Source organism: Rhodovulum sp. FJ3 (assembly GCF_032918305.1).
Taxonomy (GTDB): Bacteria; Pseudomonadota; Alphaproteobacteria; order Rhodobacterales; family Rhodobacteraceae; genus SAT37.
In genome coordinates this window covers 1-15,315 of the sequence record NZ_JAWJUU010000005.1, presented here as the reverse complement: position 1 = coordinate 15,315, position 15,315 = coordinate 1, and the positions used below count along the sequence as shown (strand labels likewise).

Here is a 15,315-nt window from a genome sequence, read left to right as displayed (position 1 = left end):
CATTGCAGAGACGATGTCTTGGATGAATGAGGAAAACGATATGTACGCTGATGTTGATCAGTCCGTCGTGGCAGCCGCCAAAGCAGAACGCGCCGAAATGCTGAAGAGCATCTTTGCCCGTCTGTTTGCACGCAAGCACGGCGTTCCCGCTCAGGCCTGATCGAACCGATCCGACCTGATGCCAAGATGCCCGCGCCCGAATAGGCCGCGGGCATTTTCCGTTTCTGGGGGTGGACGCGTGACACCTTAGGCGCCAGGCACCAACAGGGCGGTCAGATCAGTGACCGCACCGGCGGGTTGCATCCCGTCCACCAGATCCCACAGGCGGTGGGCCTGCTTCAGACCGATCACGGTTTCGGTCAGATCATCCAGTTTCTTTAGATGCGCCTCGGGTGTGAACGGCTTCATCGGCGAACCGGTGGATTGCTCTTGAAAGATATCCTGCGTGGTGCCGTCGGCGTAATGCACGGTCACATCCGCGACGAAGTATTTGTATTTTTCGTCCAGCGCGGGGTCGATTTCGATATGCACTTTTTCCAACATTTCACGCACTGCCGAGCCAGGCCCAAGGTCAAGCGCCCCCTCTAGGATCGCATGGTGGGCCTGAAACCCGTTGCCGTGGCCCAGAACCGACAGGGCCATCTGCGCGGGCAGGGAATACTGCACCTCTTCGATGTTCGAGGGCGTATAGATATTGGCGTTGCGCGTGCCGACGATGCTGTTGACCATGGTCTGCAGGCGGGCGTCGATGCGGGTGATGTCGGAGGCGCGGTCCTGAACGGTTTGCATCGCCTCGATATACGAGAACGTACAGGCGCAACAGCAATAGGCCTTATAGCTGAGGCCGGGCATCAGGTTCGGCGCATCGGGGGCGAAATCGGCAATCGCCTCGGCACCCACGTCCAGATCGCAGAACATCTTGTAAAGGCCACGGTTGCCGGTCAGGAAATTGCGCGGACCGGTGATGCCTGCGCGGGCCAACTCGGCGGCCTCGATCCCGTTGCGCACGGCGATACCGGCGTGGATGCGTTTGATCGACCCGCCGGATGAAGCATATTCGGTCGGACCGCTTGCATGGGACAGGGCAATGGCAAGGGCGTGGAAGGTCTGTTCTTCGTCCAGATCATACATCTTGGCGGCAAGTGCGGCGATGCCGAACCCCGCCCAGATCGCATGGGGCTGCCAGCCTTGGTTCAACACCGCAGGCGAGCCCCATTTGCCGATCCGCACATAGGTTTCATACCCCACAACCATCGCCGTCAGCGTGGTTTCGATGTCTGCGCCCAGTTCCTCGGCCATGGCGAAGGCGGCGGGTACAACGGCACAACCCGGATGCGCGTTGCCGAAAAAGTCGTCGTATTCAAACCCGTGGCCATAGCTGGCGTTGACATAGGCGGCGTCTACGGCGGCGGCGGGTGTGTCGTGGTTGACGATGGTCGCCTTGCCCGGACGCGGGTTGCGAAACGCCAGTGTTTTTTGTGACCAAGGCAGGACCGAGGCGCCGACCTGAATGGCAAATTGGTCCTTGATCAGACCCTTGGCCGCGTTCAGCGTCGCCTCATCGATATCCGAAAATTTGTAGTTCACCACGAAACGCGCCACGGCGCGCTCAAGGCTTTGACTATTGTCGCTCATGGTTTTGGGTCCATTGCCTGACTGGAAAAAGCTGCGTTACTTGAAACTATTACGCAGCAGAGATCACCGGCGCAAACCTGGATAGGACCGCCCTATGGTTTCCCAAGAATACCCCTGCAAGGAGGCACCGTGCCCGCGAATTACAAAGAACTGGCGACCGGCAAATACTACGAAGAACTCGAACCCGGTGTCGTCTATAAACACGCGATCACCCGCACGGTGACCGAAACCGACAACCTGATGTTTTCGGCCCTGACGCATAATATGGCGTGGCTGCATCTGGATGAGGAATACGCCAAAACCCAGATGTTCGGACAGCGCTTGGTGAACTCGAACTTTACCCTGTCTCTCGTCGCAGGGGTGCAGGTCATGGACCTGACACTTGGTACGACGCTGGCCAATATGGGCTATAGCGACGTGAAATTCCCCAACCCCGTTTTCATCGGCGACACCATCTATACCGAGACCGAGGTCGTCTCCAAGCGCCTGTCGAAATCGCGCCCCAATGCCGGTTTGGTCGAATTTGAAACCCGCGGCGTGAACCAACGCGACGAGATCGTTGTCGTTCTGAAACGCACGGGGCTGATGCTGTTGAAAAACCCGCCCGAAACCACCTGAGCACAGCCTCGGGCTATGCCCTCTATCGTCCGTGGCTAGGGCAGGGGACGCCCCCCTGCCGCGCGGTGTTTTCACCGGCTATAGCGGATGAACAACCGGTCAGTGGACCGGCAAGTGGATGCTATCGGGAGGGCGCAGAATGGACCTTGGGCTAAGCGGAAAGACCGCAATCGTCACCGGCGCGGGCAGTGGTATTGGCGCCGCGATCGCGCGCCGGTTTGGCCACGAGGGCGCGCATGTCGTCGTGTCCGACATCAACCAAGAAAGTGCCGCCGCCGTCGCGCGCGACATCACCGACGCGGGCGGGTCGGCCCTTGGGGTGGCTGCCGATGTCACCGATGAGGCCGCCGTTTCGGCCATGGTCGAGCAGGCCGTCGAGGCGTTCGGGACCGTTCATATCCTGATCAACAACGCCGGTTTGGCGCGTGACGGGCGCATCACCAAGATGAGCGAAAGCGACTGGGATCTGGTCGTGGATACGGGCCTGAAGGGCGCGTTTCTATGCACCCGCGCGGTCCTGCCCCATATGACCGACCAGAAGTGGGGGCGGATCATTTCCATGTCTTCACGTGCGCACAACGGCAACCCCGGACAGGCGAATTATTCTGCGGTCAAGGCGGGCCTGATCGGGTTCACCAAGGCAATGGCTCTTGAGAACGGGCGCAACTTTATCACCGCCAACGCGGTCGCACCGGGCATGATCGACACGCCCTTTGTCCGCAGCCACCCCGCCTATGAGAAAATCCGCGACAACGCGATCAAGACCACCCCGATCCCCCGTGTGGGTGAGGCCGAGGATGTGGCCGACGCGGTCGCGTTTCTGGCCTCGGAACGTGCCAGCTATATCACCGGCGATGTTCTGCACGTGACGGGCGGTCGGTACTGATCCACAGGGCCGTTTTGGCACAGGGATTGCGCCCTTTGGGGCAACCGCGACGTGTGTCGCGATAAAGACATGGAGATTGTCAGATATGGGTACAGATTATTCCAGAGACACGATTTACGTCGGCGGCAAATGGATCACGCCGGACTCTAGCGCCAAGTTGGACGTGATCTCGCCCTTTACCGAAGAGGTCTTTGCCAAGGTTCCCAAGGTGTCGCGCGCGGATGTGGACACGGCCGTTGCCGCCGCGCGTCAGGCGTTTGATCATGGCCCGTGGCCCAAGATGCCCGTGGCCGAACGGGTCGCCGCCATTGGCCGTTTGCGCGACATCTTTGCCGCCCGCCAAGAGGACATGGCCCAAGCCATCACCGCCGAAATGGGCAGCCCCATCACGCAATCCCGCACGATCCAGACCACCGTGCCCTTGATGATGATGGATGAGCACAGCGATCTTGCCCTGAACACCGTCAAATGGACCGAGCTGCGCCAATCGCCCTCGGGCAATGCGTTGGTGCGACGTCAGCCCAAAGGCGTGGCCGCGCTGATCACGCCGTGGAACGCGCCGATGATGACCGTGATCCAAAAGCTGGGTCCGGCCTTGATGGCGGGCAACACCGTGGTTTTGAAACCCGCCTCGCTTGCCCCGCTCAGCGCCTATCTCTTGGCCGAGTTCATCGATGAGGCCGGTTTCCCCGAGGGTGTCGTCAACGTCATCACCTGTGACCGTGGCGAGGCCGAATATCTGGCCCTGCACCCCGGTGTGGATAAGGTGACGTTCACCGGCTCAACCGGCGCGGGGCGCCATCTGGCCGCGAAATGCGGCGAGTTGCTGCGTCCGATCACGCTGGAACTGGGGGGGAAATCGGCGGGGATCATCCTTGACGACGCCGACATTCCGGCGGCGGTCGAGGCGATGCGCCTGTTGTCGTTCCGCAATTCGGGTCAGATCTGTACGCTGAAAACCCGCGTCCTTGTGTCCAAGAAACGTGAGGCCGAGGTGGTTGAGGCGTTGGCGGAAATGGTCAAATCCATGCCCGTTGGCGACCCTCTGGACGAGGCGACCCACATCGGCCCGATGGTCAGTCAAAAGCAACGCGATAACGTCGAATACTACATCGATCTTGGCGTCAAAGAGGGCGCGACCTTGCAGGCCGGTGGCCTTGGTCGTCCGGCGGGCCTGAACCACGGCTGGTTTGTGCAGCCGACCCTGTTCTCGGGGGTCGATGCGGAGTCGCGTCTGGCACAGGAGGAGGTGTTCGGCCCCGTTCTGGCCGTTATCGCCTATGAGGACGAAGAAGACGCCATCCGGATCGCCAACAACTCGGTTTACGGCCTAAGCGGGTCGGTCTTTTCGCAGGATGTTGAGCGCGCCGTCTCTGTGGCCGACCGTATTAAAACCGGCGTGCTGGAGGTCAACGGATCGCCCTTCGGTTTCCATGCGCCGTTTGGCGGGGTCAAGGAATCCGGCACCGGTCGCGAAAGCGGTTGGGAAGGGTTCGAGGCCTATCTCGAACTGAAATCCATCGGCGTCCCCAAAGACTACGCCGACAGCATCGCCTAATGACATCGCCCCGCACCATTACAGTGCGGGGCGTTTCATTTCAGGCGGGTCAGCGCATCAAAGGCCCAGCGTCGTGCCCCCGTCCACCACCAATGCCTGACCGGTGATCCAGCGGCTATCGTCACTGGCGAAAAACACCGCCGCCTTTGCAATATCAAATGCATCGCCCAGCCATCCCATCGGCACCTGTGCCGTGCGCGCGGCCCAATAGGCGTCCATCTGTTCAGGGGTATCGGCCCAGTTCCGCTCGGCAGAAGCCTTGGCCATCGGCGTGTCCATCAGACCGGGTACGATGGCGTTGACGCGGACCTGATCAGGCGCATGTTGCGCCGCCGTGACGCGGGTCATGTGGTTCATCGCGGCCTTGGTCGAATAATAGGCCACATAGGGTTTGTTCAGGTATTTCAGTGACGAAATGGACGAGATGTTGATGATCGACCCGCCCCCCGTTTCGATCATCGCGGGAATGGCGTGCTTCATCGCCAAAAACGCCGATTTCAGGTTCACATCAAAGGCGCGATCCCAGTCCTCTTCGGGGAGGTCCACCACCCCGCCGCGTACGACGATACCGACGTTGTTGACCAGAATATCTAGGCCGCCATAGGTCGAAACCGCCAGATCGACCGCCGCCTTCATGTCCATCGAAACGGTGGCATTTCCGGCGGTGCCAGTCGCGTCGAACCCTTCGGCGCGGATGGTTTCGGCGGCCTCTTCGGCCAAGGTTCCGTCCAGATCTACACAGACCACGCGCGCCCCTTGGCGGGCGAATTCGGCGGCGCAGGCCTTGCCGTTGCCCCATCCGCCATCAACCGTGCCCGCGCCAATGACCAGCGCCGTTTTCCCGTCCAGACGTCCCATGTCGTCCCCCATCGTCCAATTGCTCTGACATTGCCCCGTCTGCCCCCAAGCCGCAACGGCGGCACGGGGTGGGAGGCCTAGTTCGTGGTGTATTGATCGTCCGATACGGGTTCCAGCCAATCAACGGCAGACCCATCGACGACCTCGGTCACGGCGATATGGGACATGGCGGTGTCGGGACCCGCGCCATGCCAGTGCTTTTCGCCCGCCTCGAACCAGACGGTGTCGCCCGCCTTGACCTCTTGGATGTCGCCGTCCCACGTGCCGACGCGACCACAGCCCGAGGTGATGATCAACAGCTGTCCAACGGGGTGGGTGTGCCACACGGTGCGCGCCGCCGGATCGAACGTCACCTGACCCGCGGCCAGACGCGACGGTTCGGGCGCGGTGTGGATCGGATCGCGGCGCGCGTGGCCGCTAAAGTTCTCGACGGGTCCGATGCTGGACGCTTGGCTGCCGTTTCGTTTGATAAGCATGTATCCCTCCGGTTTTGATGCGAAAATAGATCGGATCGGGCCCTGCCGAAACGGCGGACTAAGCCGATGGATTTTGCCCGAAGGCTGACATAGGTGGGGGCTATGTTAAATAGGGCTGGTTTGGATTGACCCGCGCGCGAAACCTGCCACGCTAAACCCATGCAATATTCAGCTCCTACCACTGTGGATGAGGCCGTCACGATGCTGGCAAACAGCGCGGGACCGGCCCATGTTCTGGCCGGTGGCACCGATCTTGTGGTCCAGATGACCGCGGGTTTGCGCGCGCCCGACCTTGTTGTCGATATCAAACGCATTCCCGACCTGACACAGATTACCCGCACCGATGACGGCGGGTTTCGCATTGGCGCGGCGGTTTGCGGGGCAGAGATCAACGAGCACGCCGATTTGCGCGCCGCATGGCCGGGTGTGTGCGAAGGCATCGACCTCATCGGGTCGATGCAGGTCCAGTCCAAGGCAACACCGGCGGGCAACCTGTGCAATGGCTCTCCTGCGGCCGATAGCGTCCCCGCGATGATCGCAGCAGGTGCCGTGGCCACCGTGATCGGGCCCGATGGTGTGCGAGAGATGCCCATCGCCGACATTCCTGCCGGTCCCGGTCGCACCACATTGACCAAGGGCGAGGTGATCGCCGCGATCACGTTGCCCGCGCGCGGCGTGCACGCGGGTGACGCCTATGTGCGGTTTACGCCGCGCACCGAGATGGACATCGCCGTTGTAGGCGTCGCGGTGAACCTGACCCTGAACGCGGCGGGTATCTGTACGGATGCACGTGTGGCCATTGGCGCTGTTGCGCCGACGGCGCGTCTTGTGCCCGATGCGGCCGCCGCACTGATTGGCACTTCGCTTGATGACGCTGCGCTGGATGCGGCGGCCAAGGCGGTTCAGGCCGCATGCCAGCCGATTGACGACAAACGCGGATCAGCCGCCTATCGCATCCGCATTGCGGGCACCATTTTCAAGCGCGCAGCCACCCGCGCCTTGGCCCGCGCCAAAGGAGAGGTCTGATGGCGAAACTGCATGTCACCACAACGATCAACGGGGATGAGGTGGAATTCCTTGCCCGCCCCGATCAGACCCTCTTGTCGGTTCTGCGCGATGAGTTGAACCTGACCGGCGCGAAAGAGGGCTGTGGCTCGGGCGATTGCGGCGCCTGTTCGGTTGAGGTCGACGGGCGCGTCACCTGTTCCTGTCTCATGCTGGCCGGTGAGGCCGAGGGGCGCACGATCACCACGGTTGAGGGCGTTGCCGATCATGGGCACCTGCACCCCGTGCAGCGCCACATCCTAGAGGGCGCGGCATTGCAATGCGGATTCTGCACACCGGGGATCGTGGTTGCCGCGAAGAACCTTCTTGAACGCAATCCTGACCCGACCGAGACCGAAATCCGGTTCTGGCTGGCGGGGAATCTGTGCCGCTGTACGGGCTATGACAAGATCATTCGCGCGGTGCAAAACGCCGCCGCCGAGATGCGCGAAACGGCCTAAGGGCGGGCGCATGAAACAGATCGGGGGCCGCGTGGCCCCCGTTTTTGTTCAGGCTTTATGCCGATCGGCGAATCCCGGCACGCCATAGGACGGATCGGTGCGATCCCGCGTGCCGTGGTTGTTGTCCGGCCCTACTTCGCGCGCGGGTGTGACGACCTCATCCAGACGGCTCCAGTCATCGATGACCACGCGTTTGATCACCTGCCAACGTCCATCTTCGCGCACGAACTTGTCCAGATACCGCCCCGAGCGCACCCGCGTCCACGTCTTGCCGCCCTCGACGCGGGTCTGGGACGCCATAAAATAGGTTTCGACATTGGCCTCATCCCCGTTCAGGTCGATCAGGATATTGCCCAGATGATGCATGGATGCGGTGACGTCGGGGTTTGCCGCGCTTTTGGCCAAAGCGGCCAGCGCGGTCGCCTTATCCCCACGGAAATTGCCGTGATCGTCGTCGCAATCGGCGTGGAATGCGAAATCCAGCAACTCGGCGTCGCCCCGATCCACACCGCGCGCATAGGCATACATCGCCTGCCGGATTTCTTCGTGGTCGCGCAGGCGCCGGACCTCGTCGGTCAGCGCCTGCACCTGCTGTTTCAAATCGTCTGTCTCAGACATGGATCAGTGAACCGCCGCATACATGATGCGTTCCTCTGTTGCGTCATGTGCGGTCATCTCTTCGACGACCTGACCCTGACGGGCGACCAGAATGCGGTCGGACAGGGCCAGCACCTCGGGAAGGTAGGACGAGATCAGAACCACAGCAATGCCCGCATCGGCCAGTTCGTTGATCAGATCGTGGATTTCCACGATGGACCCCACGTCCACACCGCGCGTGGGTTCGTCAAACACCACCAGACGCGGCTTTTGCACCAGCGATTTGGCGATGACGACCTTTTGCTGGTTGCCGCCCGACAGTTCCAGCATCTTGGCAGACGAGTTGATCGCGCGGATCGACAGCTTTTTGGTCCATTGCGCGGCCAGTTCCTTGGCCTTGGTCATGGTCACGATGGACGCGGGGTTTGATCCACCCGCCAGATCACCCATCCAGATGTTTTCGGCAATCGACATGGTCTCAAAGAACCCGTCCAGCTTGCGGTCCTCGGTGATGTAAACGATGCCGTCATTCACCGCCTTGCGGGGTACGCGATAGCGCACGGGTTTGCCGTCCAGACGAATTTCCCCGCCGTTCAGGAAGTCCCGTTTGATTGCGCCCGACACGATCTGCATCGTCTCGGTCCGCCCTGCGCCGACCAGACCGAACATGCCGGTGATCTGGCCGTCATAGATGCTGAACGAGGTGTTGCGCACGATCTTGCCCTTGGTGACGTTCTCGACACTCAACAGCTTTTTGCCGGGTTTGCGCACCGGAACCTCAATCCCTTTGCGCGAGCCGTAGAGTTCATTTTCCAGACTGCGACCGACCATGGCACGCACGATTGAATCGCGGTCGAAATCCTTGGTGTCGCCACTTTCGACCAAGGACCCGTCGCGCATGATCGTCAGGCGATCGGAATATTGCAGCGCCTCTTCCAGAGCGTGGGTGATGAACAGGATCGAGATACCCTTTTCCTTGAGACGACGCACAAGGCCAAAGAAATAGCTCTTTTCCTCGGGCGTCAGGGTCGCTGTGGGTTCGTCGAAAATGATGACCTTGGCGTTGTGGTGCGTGGCGCGGGCGACCTCGACCATCTGTCGTTGCGCCGCGCCAAGCGTGTTGACCAGCGCCGTCGCCTCAACGTCAAAGTTCATCGACAGCAGGTATTGCTGGGCGTCGATGTGCATACCACGCAGACGGTTCAGGAACTTCTCATCCCCCAGAAAGATATTCTGGGCCACCGTCATGGACGGCACGAGGTTGGTTTCCTGAAACACCATGGCGATGCCCGCCTCTAGGGCGTCGCTGGGGCTGTGGAAATGGACCTGTTTGCCCTCCATGTGGATTTCGCCGTCCGACAGTTCGTGCACACCGGCAAGGGCCTTCATCAGTGTCGATTTACCGGCCCCGTTTTCGCCCAGAACCGCATGCACCTCGCCCCGCGCCAATTGCAGGTCGATGCCACGGATCGCATAGACGCCACGGAAGTGTTTGGTCGCCTGTTTGAGTTCAAGGATCACATCCATCAGTTCGCCTCCGCAACGGTATTCGGGGATAGGGCAACGCACACGCCCGCGCCTTTGGACGCGACGAGGATCTTGTCGCCTTGGGCACAGACCGAGGTCACGCCGTGGCGGTTGCCGTCGGCGCGGCTGTGATAGCTGGCCACGGGGGCAAACCCGTCATCCAGCGACACAACCAATCCATAGGACCATGTCGGCGCCCATGGCTTGATGATGCCCATGGTTTTCAGGGCGGCACCCTGCATGGGTTCCTTGAACCCCTGACCCCACATCAGTTTCGGTGCGATCCAGTGATCGGACGGCACTTGGGTTGTCATGGCGTGCAGGAACTCTGGCTCCCGCAGTACAAATTCCACCAGCTGGTTGCGCGGGGCAAACACGGCCAGAACATAGCCACCGGCTGCATCGGGCACGAGGCGCGCGGGATAGCCAGGCAGGTCCTCAAGCATGGGGGTGATTTGGCCGCTCTCGCCGATCAGGATGATGCGGTGCGCCCATGCCTCGGACACGGCCAGGCCGTTGGGGCTGGGGCAGATGCCATAGGGATAGCCCAGACCACCGGCCAGCTTCTTGCCCGTGCCGTTGGTCAGGTCGACGCGCCACACCTCGCCGGTGCGGCCTTGGGCCATCAGGTCGCGCTTCCATTCCGCGTGGACGCGGTCGCGCGCGCCGACCGTGATGACAAGGCTGTGGTCATCCTCGAACGCGACCGCCGTTGCGCATTTCAGGGCATTCCCGCCCAGCTTTTCGATGTGGCGCCCGTTATGGGCCCCACCGCGGATGTAGATACCGCCGCCATCAACGCCGATGGCCGTTGCTCCGTCACCGGAGGCCGCCAGGCAGGTGATGGGCGCGTCGAACGTGTCGACAACCTCGGGGGTGCCGTCCGCAGACACGCGCAGCAACGCGGCGCCGCTGCTGCACCAGATGTCGGTGCCGATAAGCGTCAGGTTGTCGATGTCCGTGGCGTCGAACAGATGCTCGGCGTGGTCCAGCTTGTGATTGGGGTGCAGAGGACCGTCCATCACCGGAACAGCGATCGAATACTTGCCGCGTCCCAGAAATTTGTCGGTCCGATCCAGGAGTGCTCGGATCATGTGTTCTGCTCCCATTTGCTGTGTTCGGACCATTCGGGATCGGCCCCCGGGATCGGCCATTTGCCGATGCGGTTGTTGGAGACGCCGCCGATGAACAGGTGACCGCGGTCTTCTTTGCACGAGGTCGGCATCGGGTGGTTGACGCAATCCTTGTCCCAGAAGGCCTCAATCACTTCACCCTCGGGGGTGATTTTCACCAGACAGCCCATGTTGATGTTCGGATAGAGCCAGTTCGCAGGCGCAACGCGGCGCGTCATGCGGCGGCGGAACCCGGGGCGGGTCATCGCCATGTCCAGAACCGGCGCACGCATCCCGATCAGGCACAGCCAGATGTTGCCATCCGAGGCGCGGTTGATGTTGTCGGGATAGCCGGGCAGGTTGCCGATGACCTCTTCGACCTTGCCCTTGTTCGGACCGTCGTACCAGAACCGCATCAGGCGGCACGCCCATGTCTCGCAGAACAACAGCGACTGGTTGTCGGGCAGACAGACGATCCCGTTGGGGAAGATACGGTTGCCCAGAACCGTTTTGGTCGTCTTGGTCGCGGGGTCATAGCAGATGATCCGCCCGTTGCCGCGACTCTCCAGCATATCCACCTGCCATTCGTGACCGGAATAGCGATAGGTCGCCTCGGAGAAGAAGATCTTGCCATCGGGTGCGATATCAAGGTCGTCCGCCAGACGCAGGCGGCTGTCGTCGATGATCGACCACGGCGTGCGGTTGGTTTCATCGGTCAGTTTGACCACTTCGCGCTCGGGCGTGACCATATAGAGACCCATGCCGCCAACGCAGACACAGAGGTTCCCGTCCTTGTCAAAGTTCATCCCGTAGGTGCCGCCGCCGATATGGGCGAAAATCTCGTGCTGGGTGTAATCAGGGGCCAGCCAGCGATGGATTTCACCGTGACGCGAACCGGAATAGAGGTTTCCGTCCTTGTCGATTGCGACGTCCTCGGGGCCTTCGACATCGCCAAGCGCCAGAGGTTTCGAATTGGCCAGACCATCGTTCACCGCATAGACGCCGCCGTCCTCGGGGTCGGGCGCATCGGGCAGTTTCAGATAGGCGGGCGAGACATACGAGCTGTTCAACAGTTTCTCGCGGTTCTTCAGCCAGCGCACATCGACCCAGACCCCGAACAACAGGACCAGACCAAGGATCATCGCCGAAGTCGTGCCAAGCAGACCCATCTGCAACAGGCCGTTTTGTAGGATCAGAACGATCACCGTCCCCATCAACGCCTTGGCGACCGAGCCACGCCCGCCCCCAAGGGTGGTGCCGCCCAGAACAACGCCGGTCAGGACGGTGATTTCGATGCCGACACCCGTGTCGGTGCCGATCCCGTTCAGACGCGCGCCGTAGAACACCGCTGCCAGCGCCACCAGAATGCCCGAATAGACATAGGTCATGAACACAACGCGGCGGACCTTGATCCCTGCGTTAAAGGCCGAGCGACGCGAACCACCAACGGCGGCCATCTGCCAACCGGGACGCGATCGCGACAACAGGATGTGCCACACAATCGCGATGATCGCGGCCAGATAGACCGCATAGGGCAGGCCGCCCAGCGACCCCAGCCCCATTTCGTTCCAGATAAAGGAATCCGGCAGGCCCATCACGATCTTGGTCGCGAAATTCGGCATGATAATTTCATAGACCGACCGGAACATGATCAGCGTCACCAGCGTCGTCAGAAACGCCCGCAACCGCATGTACCCGATCAGCAACCCGTTCACCGCCCCGCACAGGGCGCCGACGCCAACCGTCATCAGCACCGCCAGACCCAGCGGCAGGTTGTAAACATTCAGTGCGGCCAGAATGGTCAGCGCGCACAGGGCAAAGATCGACCCGATGGACAGGTCGATCCCGCCTGCAATCATCACGACGGTCAGAGCAATGGCCATCAGCCCGTATTCCGACACCTGCCCCGCCAGATCAAAGAGTCCAAAGGACGAGAACATGGACGGGTTGATGGTGCCAAACACAGCAACCACCAGGATCAACGCCGCAAAAGGGACGGCGTTGTCGGACCAGCGCTTGGTCAGGACCTCCCCGATCATGTGATCGGGGAAGTATTTTGACCGCGCGCGGACAAAAGTCTCGGAAAGGCTCATATGCCTGTGCTCCTCTTCGTCGTGCGATTAGTTTTCGAGGGACTCGTAGGTCCAGCAGCTACCCGGGTTCAGGTTGTCTGCGGTCAGTCGGTAGTTGGGGGTGTAGTAAACAACCGAGTCATCGCCCGCAGGCTTGTCCGATTGCAGCAGGCGCGACACCTGAACGTTCAGGGCAGCACCCTGCATCCGTGCGTCATAGCCGATGTACATGTCATAGGTGCCATCAGCGACCTTTTCACAGCTGGCCTGCGCCGCACCGCCCGAGGTTACGACATAGACGCTATCCTGCATGCCGGCCTCTTTGACGGCGGCACCGGAACCGGCGTCCATACCGTCCCAGATGCCGAATACCGAACACAGGTCGGGGTGCTGTTGCAGAACGGCGGCGGTGATCGAGTTGGCCTTGGACGGGTCGTAACCGGCCGCCTGTTGCGACACGATTTCAAAGCCGCCACCGGCCTCTTCGAGGGCCTGACGGAAGCCGTAGATCTGGAACAGGTCCACCGGTGCGGTCGGCACACCCATGGTGATCGCAACCTTTTTGGACGGTGCGCCGTCGGACATACAATGTTTGGCGACCTCTTGACCGGCGGCATAGCCGATGCCCTGCCAATCAGCACCGACATAGGTGTCGGAGGGGGTCAGGCTCTCCATGTTCAACTGGATCAGTTTGATGCCCTGACGCTGGGCCTGCTGGATCAGACGGGCATAGGATTGCACGTCGGGGTTTTGCAGAACGATCAGGTCGGGCTTTTCCGAGATGGCCGAGGTTAGGGCGCGCGCACCGGCTTCGGTGCTCCAGTTCGGGTCGCGCAGATCAACGGTATAGCCAAGCTCTTCGGCCTGACGTTGCAGGAACGCATGCCACGCAATGGTCAGGTCGGCGTTCATGTTCATCGGGATATAGACGACACGTTTGCCTTCGAGTTTGTTCATATAGGCCGAGCGTTTCTCGTTCTCCAGACCCTCTTGGGCACCGGCGGAAACGGCGGTCATGGCAAGGGCCGCAAGGCCAAGCGCTAGTTTCTTCATGGTTTTCCTCCCTTGGAAAATTGCGGGCTACCCCCGCAGGTTTGGTGCAGGGCTTTGCCTGCGATGGGTGCCGCGGGTCGCAATGCCCGCGGTATCCGGTCTTAGATGTCGCCCGACTGCGACGTCTGTTCGTCGCGCGGGTTCAGCATGGTCTCGGCAATCAGCGCGACCAGCATCACAAGGCTTTTGATGAAATTCTGGGTGGTGTAGCTGAGGTTCATGATCGTCATCCCGTTCAGCAGAACGCCCACGAACAGGGTGCCGACGATCACATTGCGCACACCGCCCTTGCCGCCGCTCAGGCCAATGCCGCCCAAAACCACAACCAACAGCACGTCATAAACCAGCGTCGTGTAGACCAGACGCGTGTTGATGCCCGAGTTGGTAGCGGTGAAGATCAGGCCGACCATGAACGCGATCAGCGCGGCCAGAACGTATTTCCCGACCAGCATCGGGCGCACCGGAAAACCGGTATGGCGCGCGGCCAGCATGTTGTCCCCGATCGCATAGATCGAGCGGCCATAGCGGGTATAGCGCAGGAACAGGAACACGAGGAACGCCGAGGCCGCGAGGATATAGATCGACGCGGGCACACCAAGGAAACGCTCAAACCCAAGGGCGCGCAGCCATTCCACATCGGCGGGTGCGTTATGGGTGTCTTCGGTGAAAAAGGCGACGTTACCGATGCCGAAAATAACCGGCCCCATGGCCAGTGTGGTGAACACGGCAGGAATTTCCGCATAGGCGACGATGATCCCGATGATCATGCCCATGACAATGGCAAAGGCCGCACCGATGATCAGGGCGGTCACAAAATCCATCCCCGATTGATGCAGCTTCAGGGACCACACGATGCCAACCACCATGGTCGCCACCATCGACAGGTCCACGCCCCGACCGATAACCGTGATCGCCATGCCCAGACCCAACATGCCCAAAACCGAGACGCTGCGCAGCAGGGTGATGACGTTCCCCGAAGAGAAGAAGTTGTCGAGAATGAAAGAGAACATCGCGAACATCGCAACGGTCAGTGCCAAGACGATCGTTTCCTGTGTCAGATGGCGTGTCCAATGACCTTTGCCGCGTGATTGTGTTGACGTATCGCTCACGACACTCTCTCCCTGTGTTTTGCCTCGCCCCTCCTCAACGGTCATGCAGCTGCAACCCCCGCGGGCGTCGGTCGGAAAATTAGCAACCGGCGTGCCAAAGCCCTTGTCGTGGGAGGTAAGCCGGAAAAACGGTGTTCATTATTTGGTGGGGCGGCCTAACCGCCCCGACCTAGGTCAGAGCTTTTCGGTGAGTTCTGGGACTGCTTCGAAGAGGTCTGCGACGAGGCCGTAGTCTGCAACTTGGAAGATGGGGGCCTCTTCGTCTTTGTTGATGGCGACGATGATCTTGCTGTCTTTCATGCCTGCAAG

Annotated in this window: 14 protein-coding genes and 1 pseudogene; 5 read left to right on the top strand and 10 right to left on the bottom strand. The window is 61.0% G+C overall.

Annotation, left to right across the window (positions count from 1 at the left end; all coding sequences use genetic code 11):
* Positions 1 to 246: 246 nt before the first annotated feature.
* Positions 247 to 1,635, bottom strand: a complete 1,389-nt coding sequence (locus R1W00_RS14045) for an MmgE/PrpD family protein (protein ID WP_317263391.1) — start codon at positions 1,633 to 1,635, stop codon at positions 247 to 249.
* A gap of 129 nt (positions 1,636 to 1,764) precedes the next feature.
* Between R1W00_RS14045 and R1W00_RS14040 the strand changes: the two genes are divergently transcribed.
* From R1W00_RS14040 to R1W00_RS14030, 3 genes are all read left to right on the top strand, one after another.
* Positions 1,765 to 2,253, top strand: a complete 489-nt coding sequence (locus tag R1W00_RS14040) for a MaoC family dehydratase (RefSeq protein ID WP_317263390.1) — start codon at positions 1,765 to 1,767, stop codon at positions 2,251 to 2,253.
* Between the two features lie 139 nt (positions 2,254 to 2,392).
* Positions 2,393 to 3,139, top strand: a complete 747-nt coding sequence (locus R1W00_RS14035) for an SDR family NAD(P)-dependent oxidoreductase (protein ID WP_317263389.1) — start codon at positions 2,393 to 2,395, stop codon at positions 3,137 to 3,139.
* 85 nt (positions 3,140 to 3,224) lie between these two features.
* Positions 3,225 to 4,697, top strand: a complete 1,473-nt coding sequence (locus R1W00_RS14030) for an aldehyde dehydrogenase (protein WP_317263388.1) — start codon at positions 3,225 to 3,227, stop codon at positions 4,695 to 4,697.
* A gap of 57 nt (positions 4,698 to 4,754) precedes the next feature.
* Here the strand turns inward: R1W00_RS14030 and R1W00_RS14025 are convergent, their stop codons facing one another.
* Together R1W00_RS14025 and R1W00_RS14020 are read right to left on the bottom strand one after the other, a co-directional pair.
* A complete protein-coding gene (locus R1W00_RS14025) occupies positions 4,755 to 5,555 on the bottom strand; it encodes a glucose 1-dehydrogenase (protein ID WP_317263387.1) in 801 nt (266 codons plus the stop codon).
* Between the two features lie 77 nt (positions 5,556 to 5,632).
* Positions 5,633 to 6,031: a cupin domain-containing protein gene (locus tag R1W00_RS14020; RefSeq protein WP_317263386.1), complete on the bottom strand. Its 399-nt coding sequence runs from the start codon at positions 6,029 to 6,031 to the stop codon at positions 5,633 to 5,635.
* 159 nt (positions 6,032 to 6,190) lie between these two features.
* On the opposite strand from R1W00_RS14020, the gene R1W00_RS14015 reads away from it, so the two are divergent.
* Together R1W00_RS14015 and R1W00_RS14010 are read left to right on the top strand one after the other, a co-directional pair.
* On the top strand, positions 6,191 to 7,057 hold the full coding sequence (locus tag R1W00_RS14015) for a xanthine dehydrogenase family protein subunit M (RefSeq protein WP_317263385.1): 867 nt from the start codon (positions 6,191 to 6,193) through the stop codon (positions 7,055 to 7,057).
* A complete protein-coding gene (locus R1W00_RS14010; protein WP_317263384.1) occupies positions 7,057 to 7,536 on the top strand; it encodes a (2Fe-2S)-binding protein in 480 nt (159 codons plus the stop codon). The genes R1W00_RS14015 and R1W00_RS14010 overlap by 1 nt, the downstream gene beginning before the upstream one ends.
* Positions 7,537 to 7,584: 48 nt before the next feature.
* Here the strand turns inward: R1W00_RS14010 and R1W00_RS14005 are convergent, their stop codons facing one another.
* The 7 genes and pseudogenes from R1W00_RS14005 to R1W00_RS13975 form a co-directional block, all read right to left on the bottom strand.
* Entirely contained in the window at positions 7,585 to 8,154 is a 570-nt protein-coding gene (locus R1W00_RS14005; protein ID WP_317263383.1) for a nuclear transport factor 2 family protein, read from the bottom strand.
* 3 nt (positions 8,155 to 8,157) lie between these two features.
* A complete protein-coding gene (locus tag R1W00_RS14000; RefSeq protein WP_317263382.1) occupies positions 8,158 to 9,660 on the bottom strand; it encodes a sugar ABC transporter ATP-binding protein in 1,503 nt (500 codons plus the stop codon).
* Complete coding sequence (locus tag R1W00_RS13995) at positions 9,660 to 10,754, bottom strand: hypothetical protein (protein ID WP_317263381.1); 1,095 nt, start codon at positions 10,752 to 10,754, stop codon at positions 9,660 to 9,662. The genes R1W00_RS14000 and R1W00_RS13995 overlap by 1 nt, the downstream gene beginning before the upstream one ends.
* Positions 10,751 to 12,865 carry an ABC transporter permease gene (locus tag R1W00_RS13990; protein WP_317263380.1) on the bottom strand — a complete coding sequence of 705 codons (2,115 nt, stop codon included), beginning with the start codon at positions 12,863 to 12,865 and terminating at the stop codon, positions 10,751 to 10,753. Before R1W00_RS13990 ends, R1W00_RS13995 begins: the two co-directional genes overlap by 4 nt.
* A 27-nt stretch (positions 12,866 to 12,892) precedes the next feature.
* A complete protein-coding gene (locus tag R1W00_RS13985; protein ID WP_317263379.1) occupies positions 12,893 to 13,897 on the bottom strand; it encodes a sugar ABC transporter substrate-binding protein in 1,005 nt (334 codons plus the stop codon).
* Positions 13,898 to 13,998: 101 nt separating this feature from the next.
* A complete protein-coding gene (locus tag R1W00_RS13980) occupies positions 13,999 to 15,006 on the bottom strand; it encodes an ABC transporter permease (RefSeq protein ID WP_317263378.1) in 1,008 nt (335 codons plus the stop codon).
* 174 nt (positions 15,007 to 15,180) lie between these two features.
* Positions 15,181 to 15,315 (bottom strand): annotated as a pseudogene (locus R1W00_RS13975) (electron transfer flavoprotein subunit alpha/FixB family protein); the annotation flags it as partial.

Bases quoted from the DNA above. Each gene is read 5' to 3' on its own strand.
- R1W00_RS14020 (WP_317263386.1), bottom strand. From the start codon at position 6,031: ATGCTTATCAAACGAAACGGCAGCCAAGCGTCCAGCATCGGACCCGTC.
- R1W00_RS14015 (WP_317263385.1), top strand. From the start codon at position 6,191: ATGCAATATTCAGCTCCTACCACTGTGGATGAGGCCGTCACGATGCTG.
- R1W00_RS14005 (WP_317263383.1), bottom strand. From the start codon at position 8,154: ATGTCTGAGACAGACGATTTGAAACAGCAGGTGCAGGCGCTGACCGAC.
- R1W00_RS14035 (WP_317263389.1), top strand. From the start codon at position 2,393: ATGGACCTTGGGCTAAGCGGAAAGACCGCAATCGTCACCGGCGCGGGC.
- R1W00_RS14000 (WP_317263382.1), bottom strand. From the start codon at position 9,660: ATGGATGTGATCCTTGAACTCAAACAGGCGACCAAACACTTCCGTGGC.
- R1W00_RS13995 (WP_317263381.1), bottom strand. From the start codon at position 10,754: ATGATCCGAGCACTCCTGGATCGGACCGACAAATTTCTGGGACGCGGC.
- R1W00_RS13985 (WP_317263379.1), bottom strand. From the start codon at position 13,897: ATGAAGAAACTAGCGCTTGGCCTTGCGGCCCTTGCCATGACCGCCGTT.
- R1W00_RS13990 (WP_317263380.1), bottom strand. From the start codon at position 12,865: ATGAGCCTTTCCGAGACTTTTGTCCGCGCGCGGTCAAAATACTTCCCC.
- R1W00_RS14010 (WP_317263384.1), top strand. From the start codon at position 7,057: ATGGCGAAACTGCATGTCACCACAACGATCAACGGGGATGAGGTGGAA.
- R1W00_RS14025 (WP_317263387.1), bottom strand. From the start codon at position 5,555: ATGGGACGTCTGGACGGGAAAACGGCGCTGGTCATTGGCGCGGGCACG.
- R1W00_RS14045 (WP_317263391.1), bottom strand. From the start codon at position 1,635: ATGAGCGACAATAGTCAAAGCCTTGAGCGCGCCGTGGCGCGTTTCGTG.
- R1W00_RS14030 (WP_317263388.1), top strand. From the start codon at position 3,225: ATGGGTACAGATTATTCCAGAGACACGATTTACGTCGGCGGCAAATGG.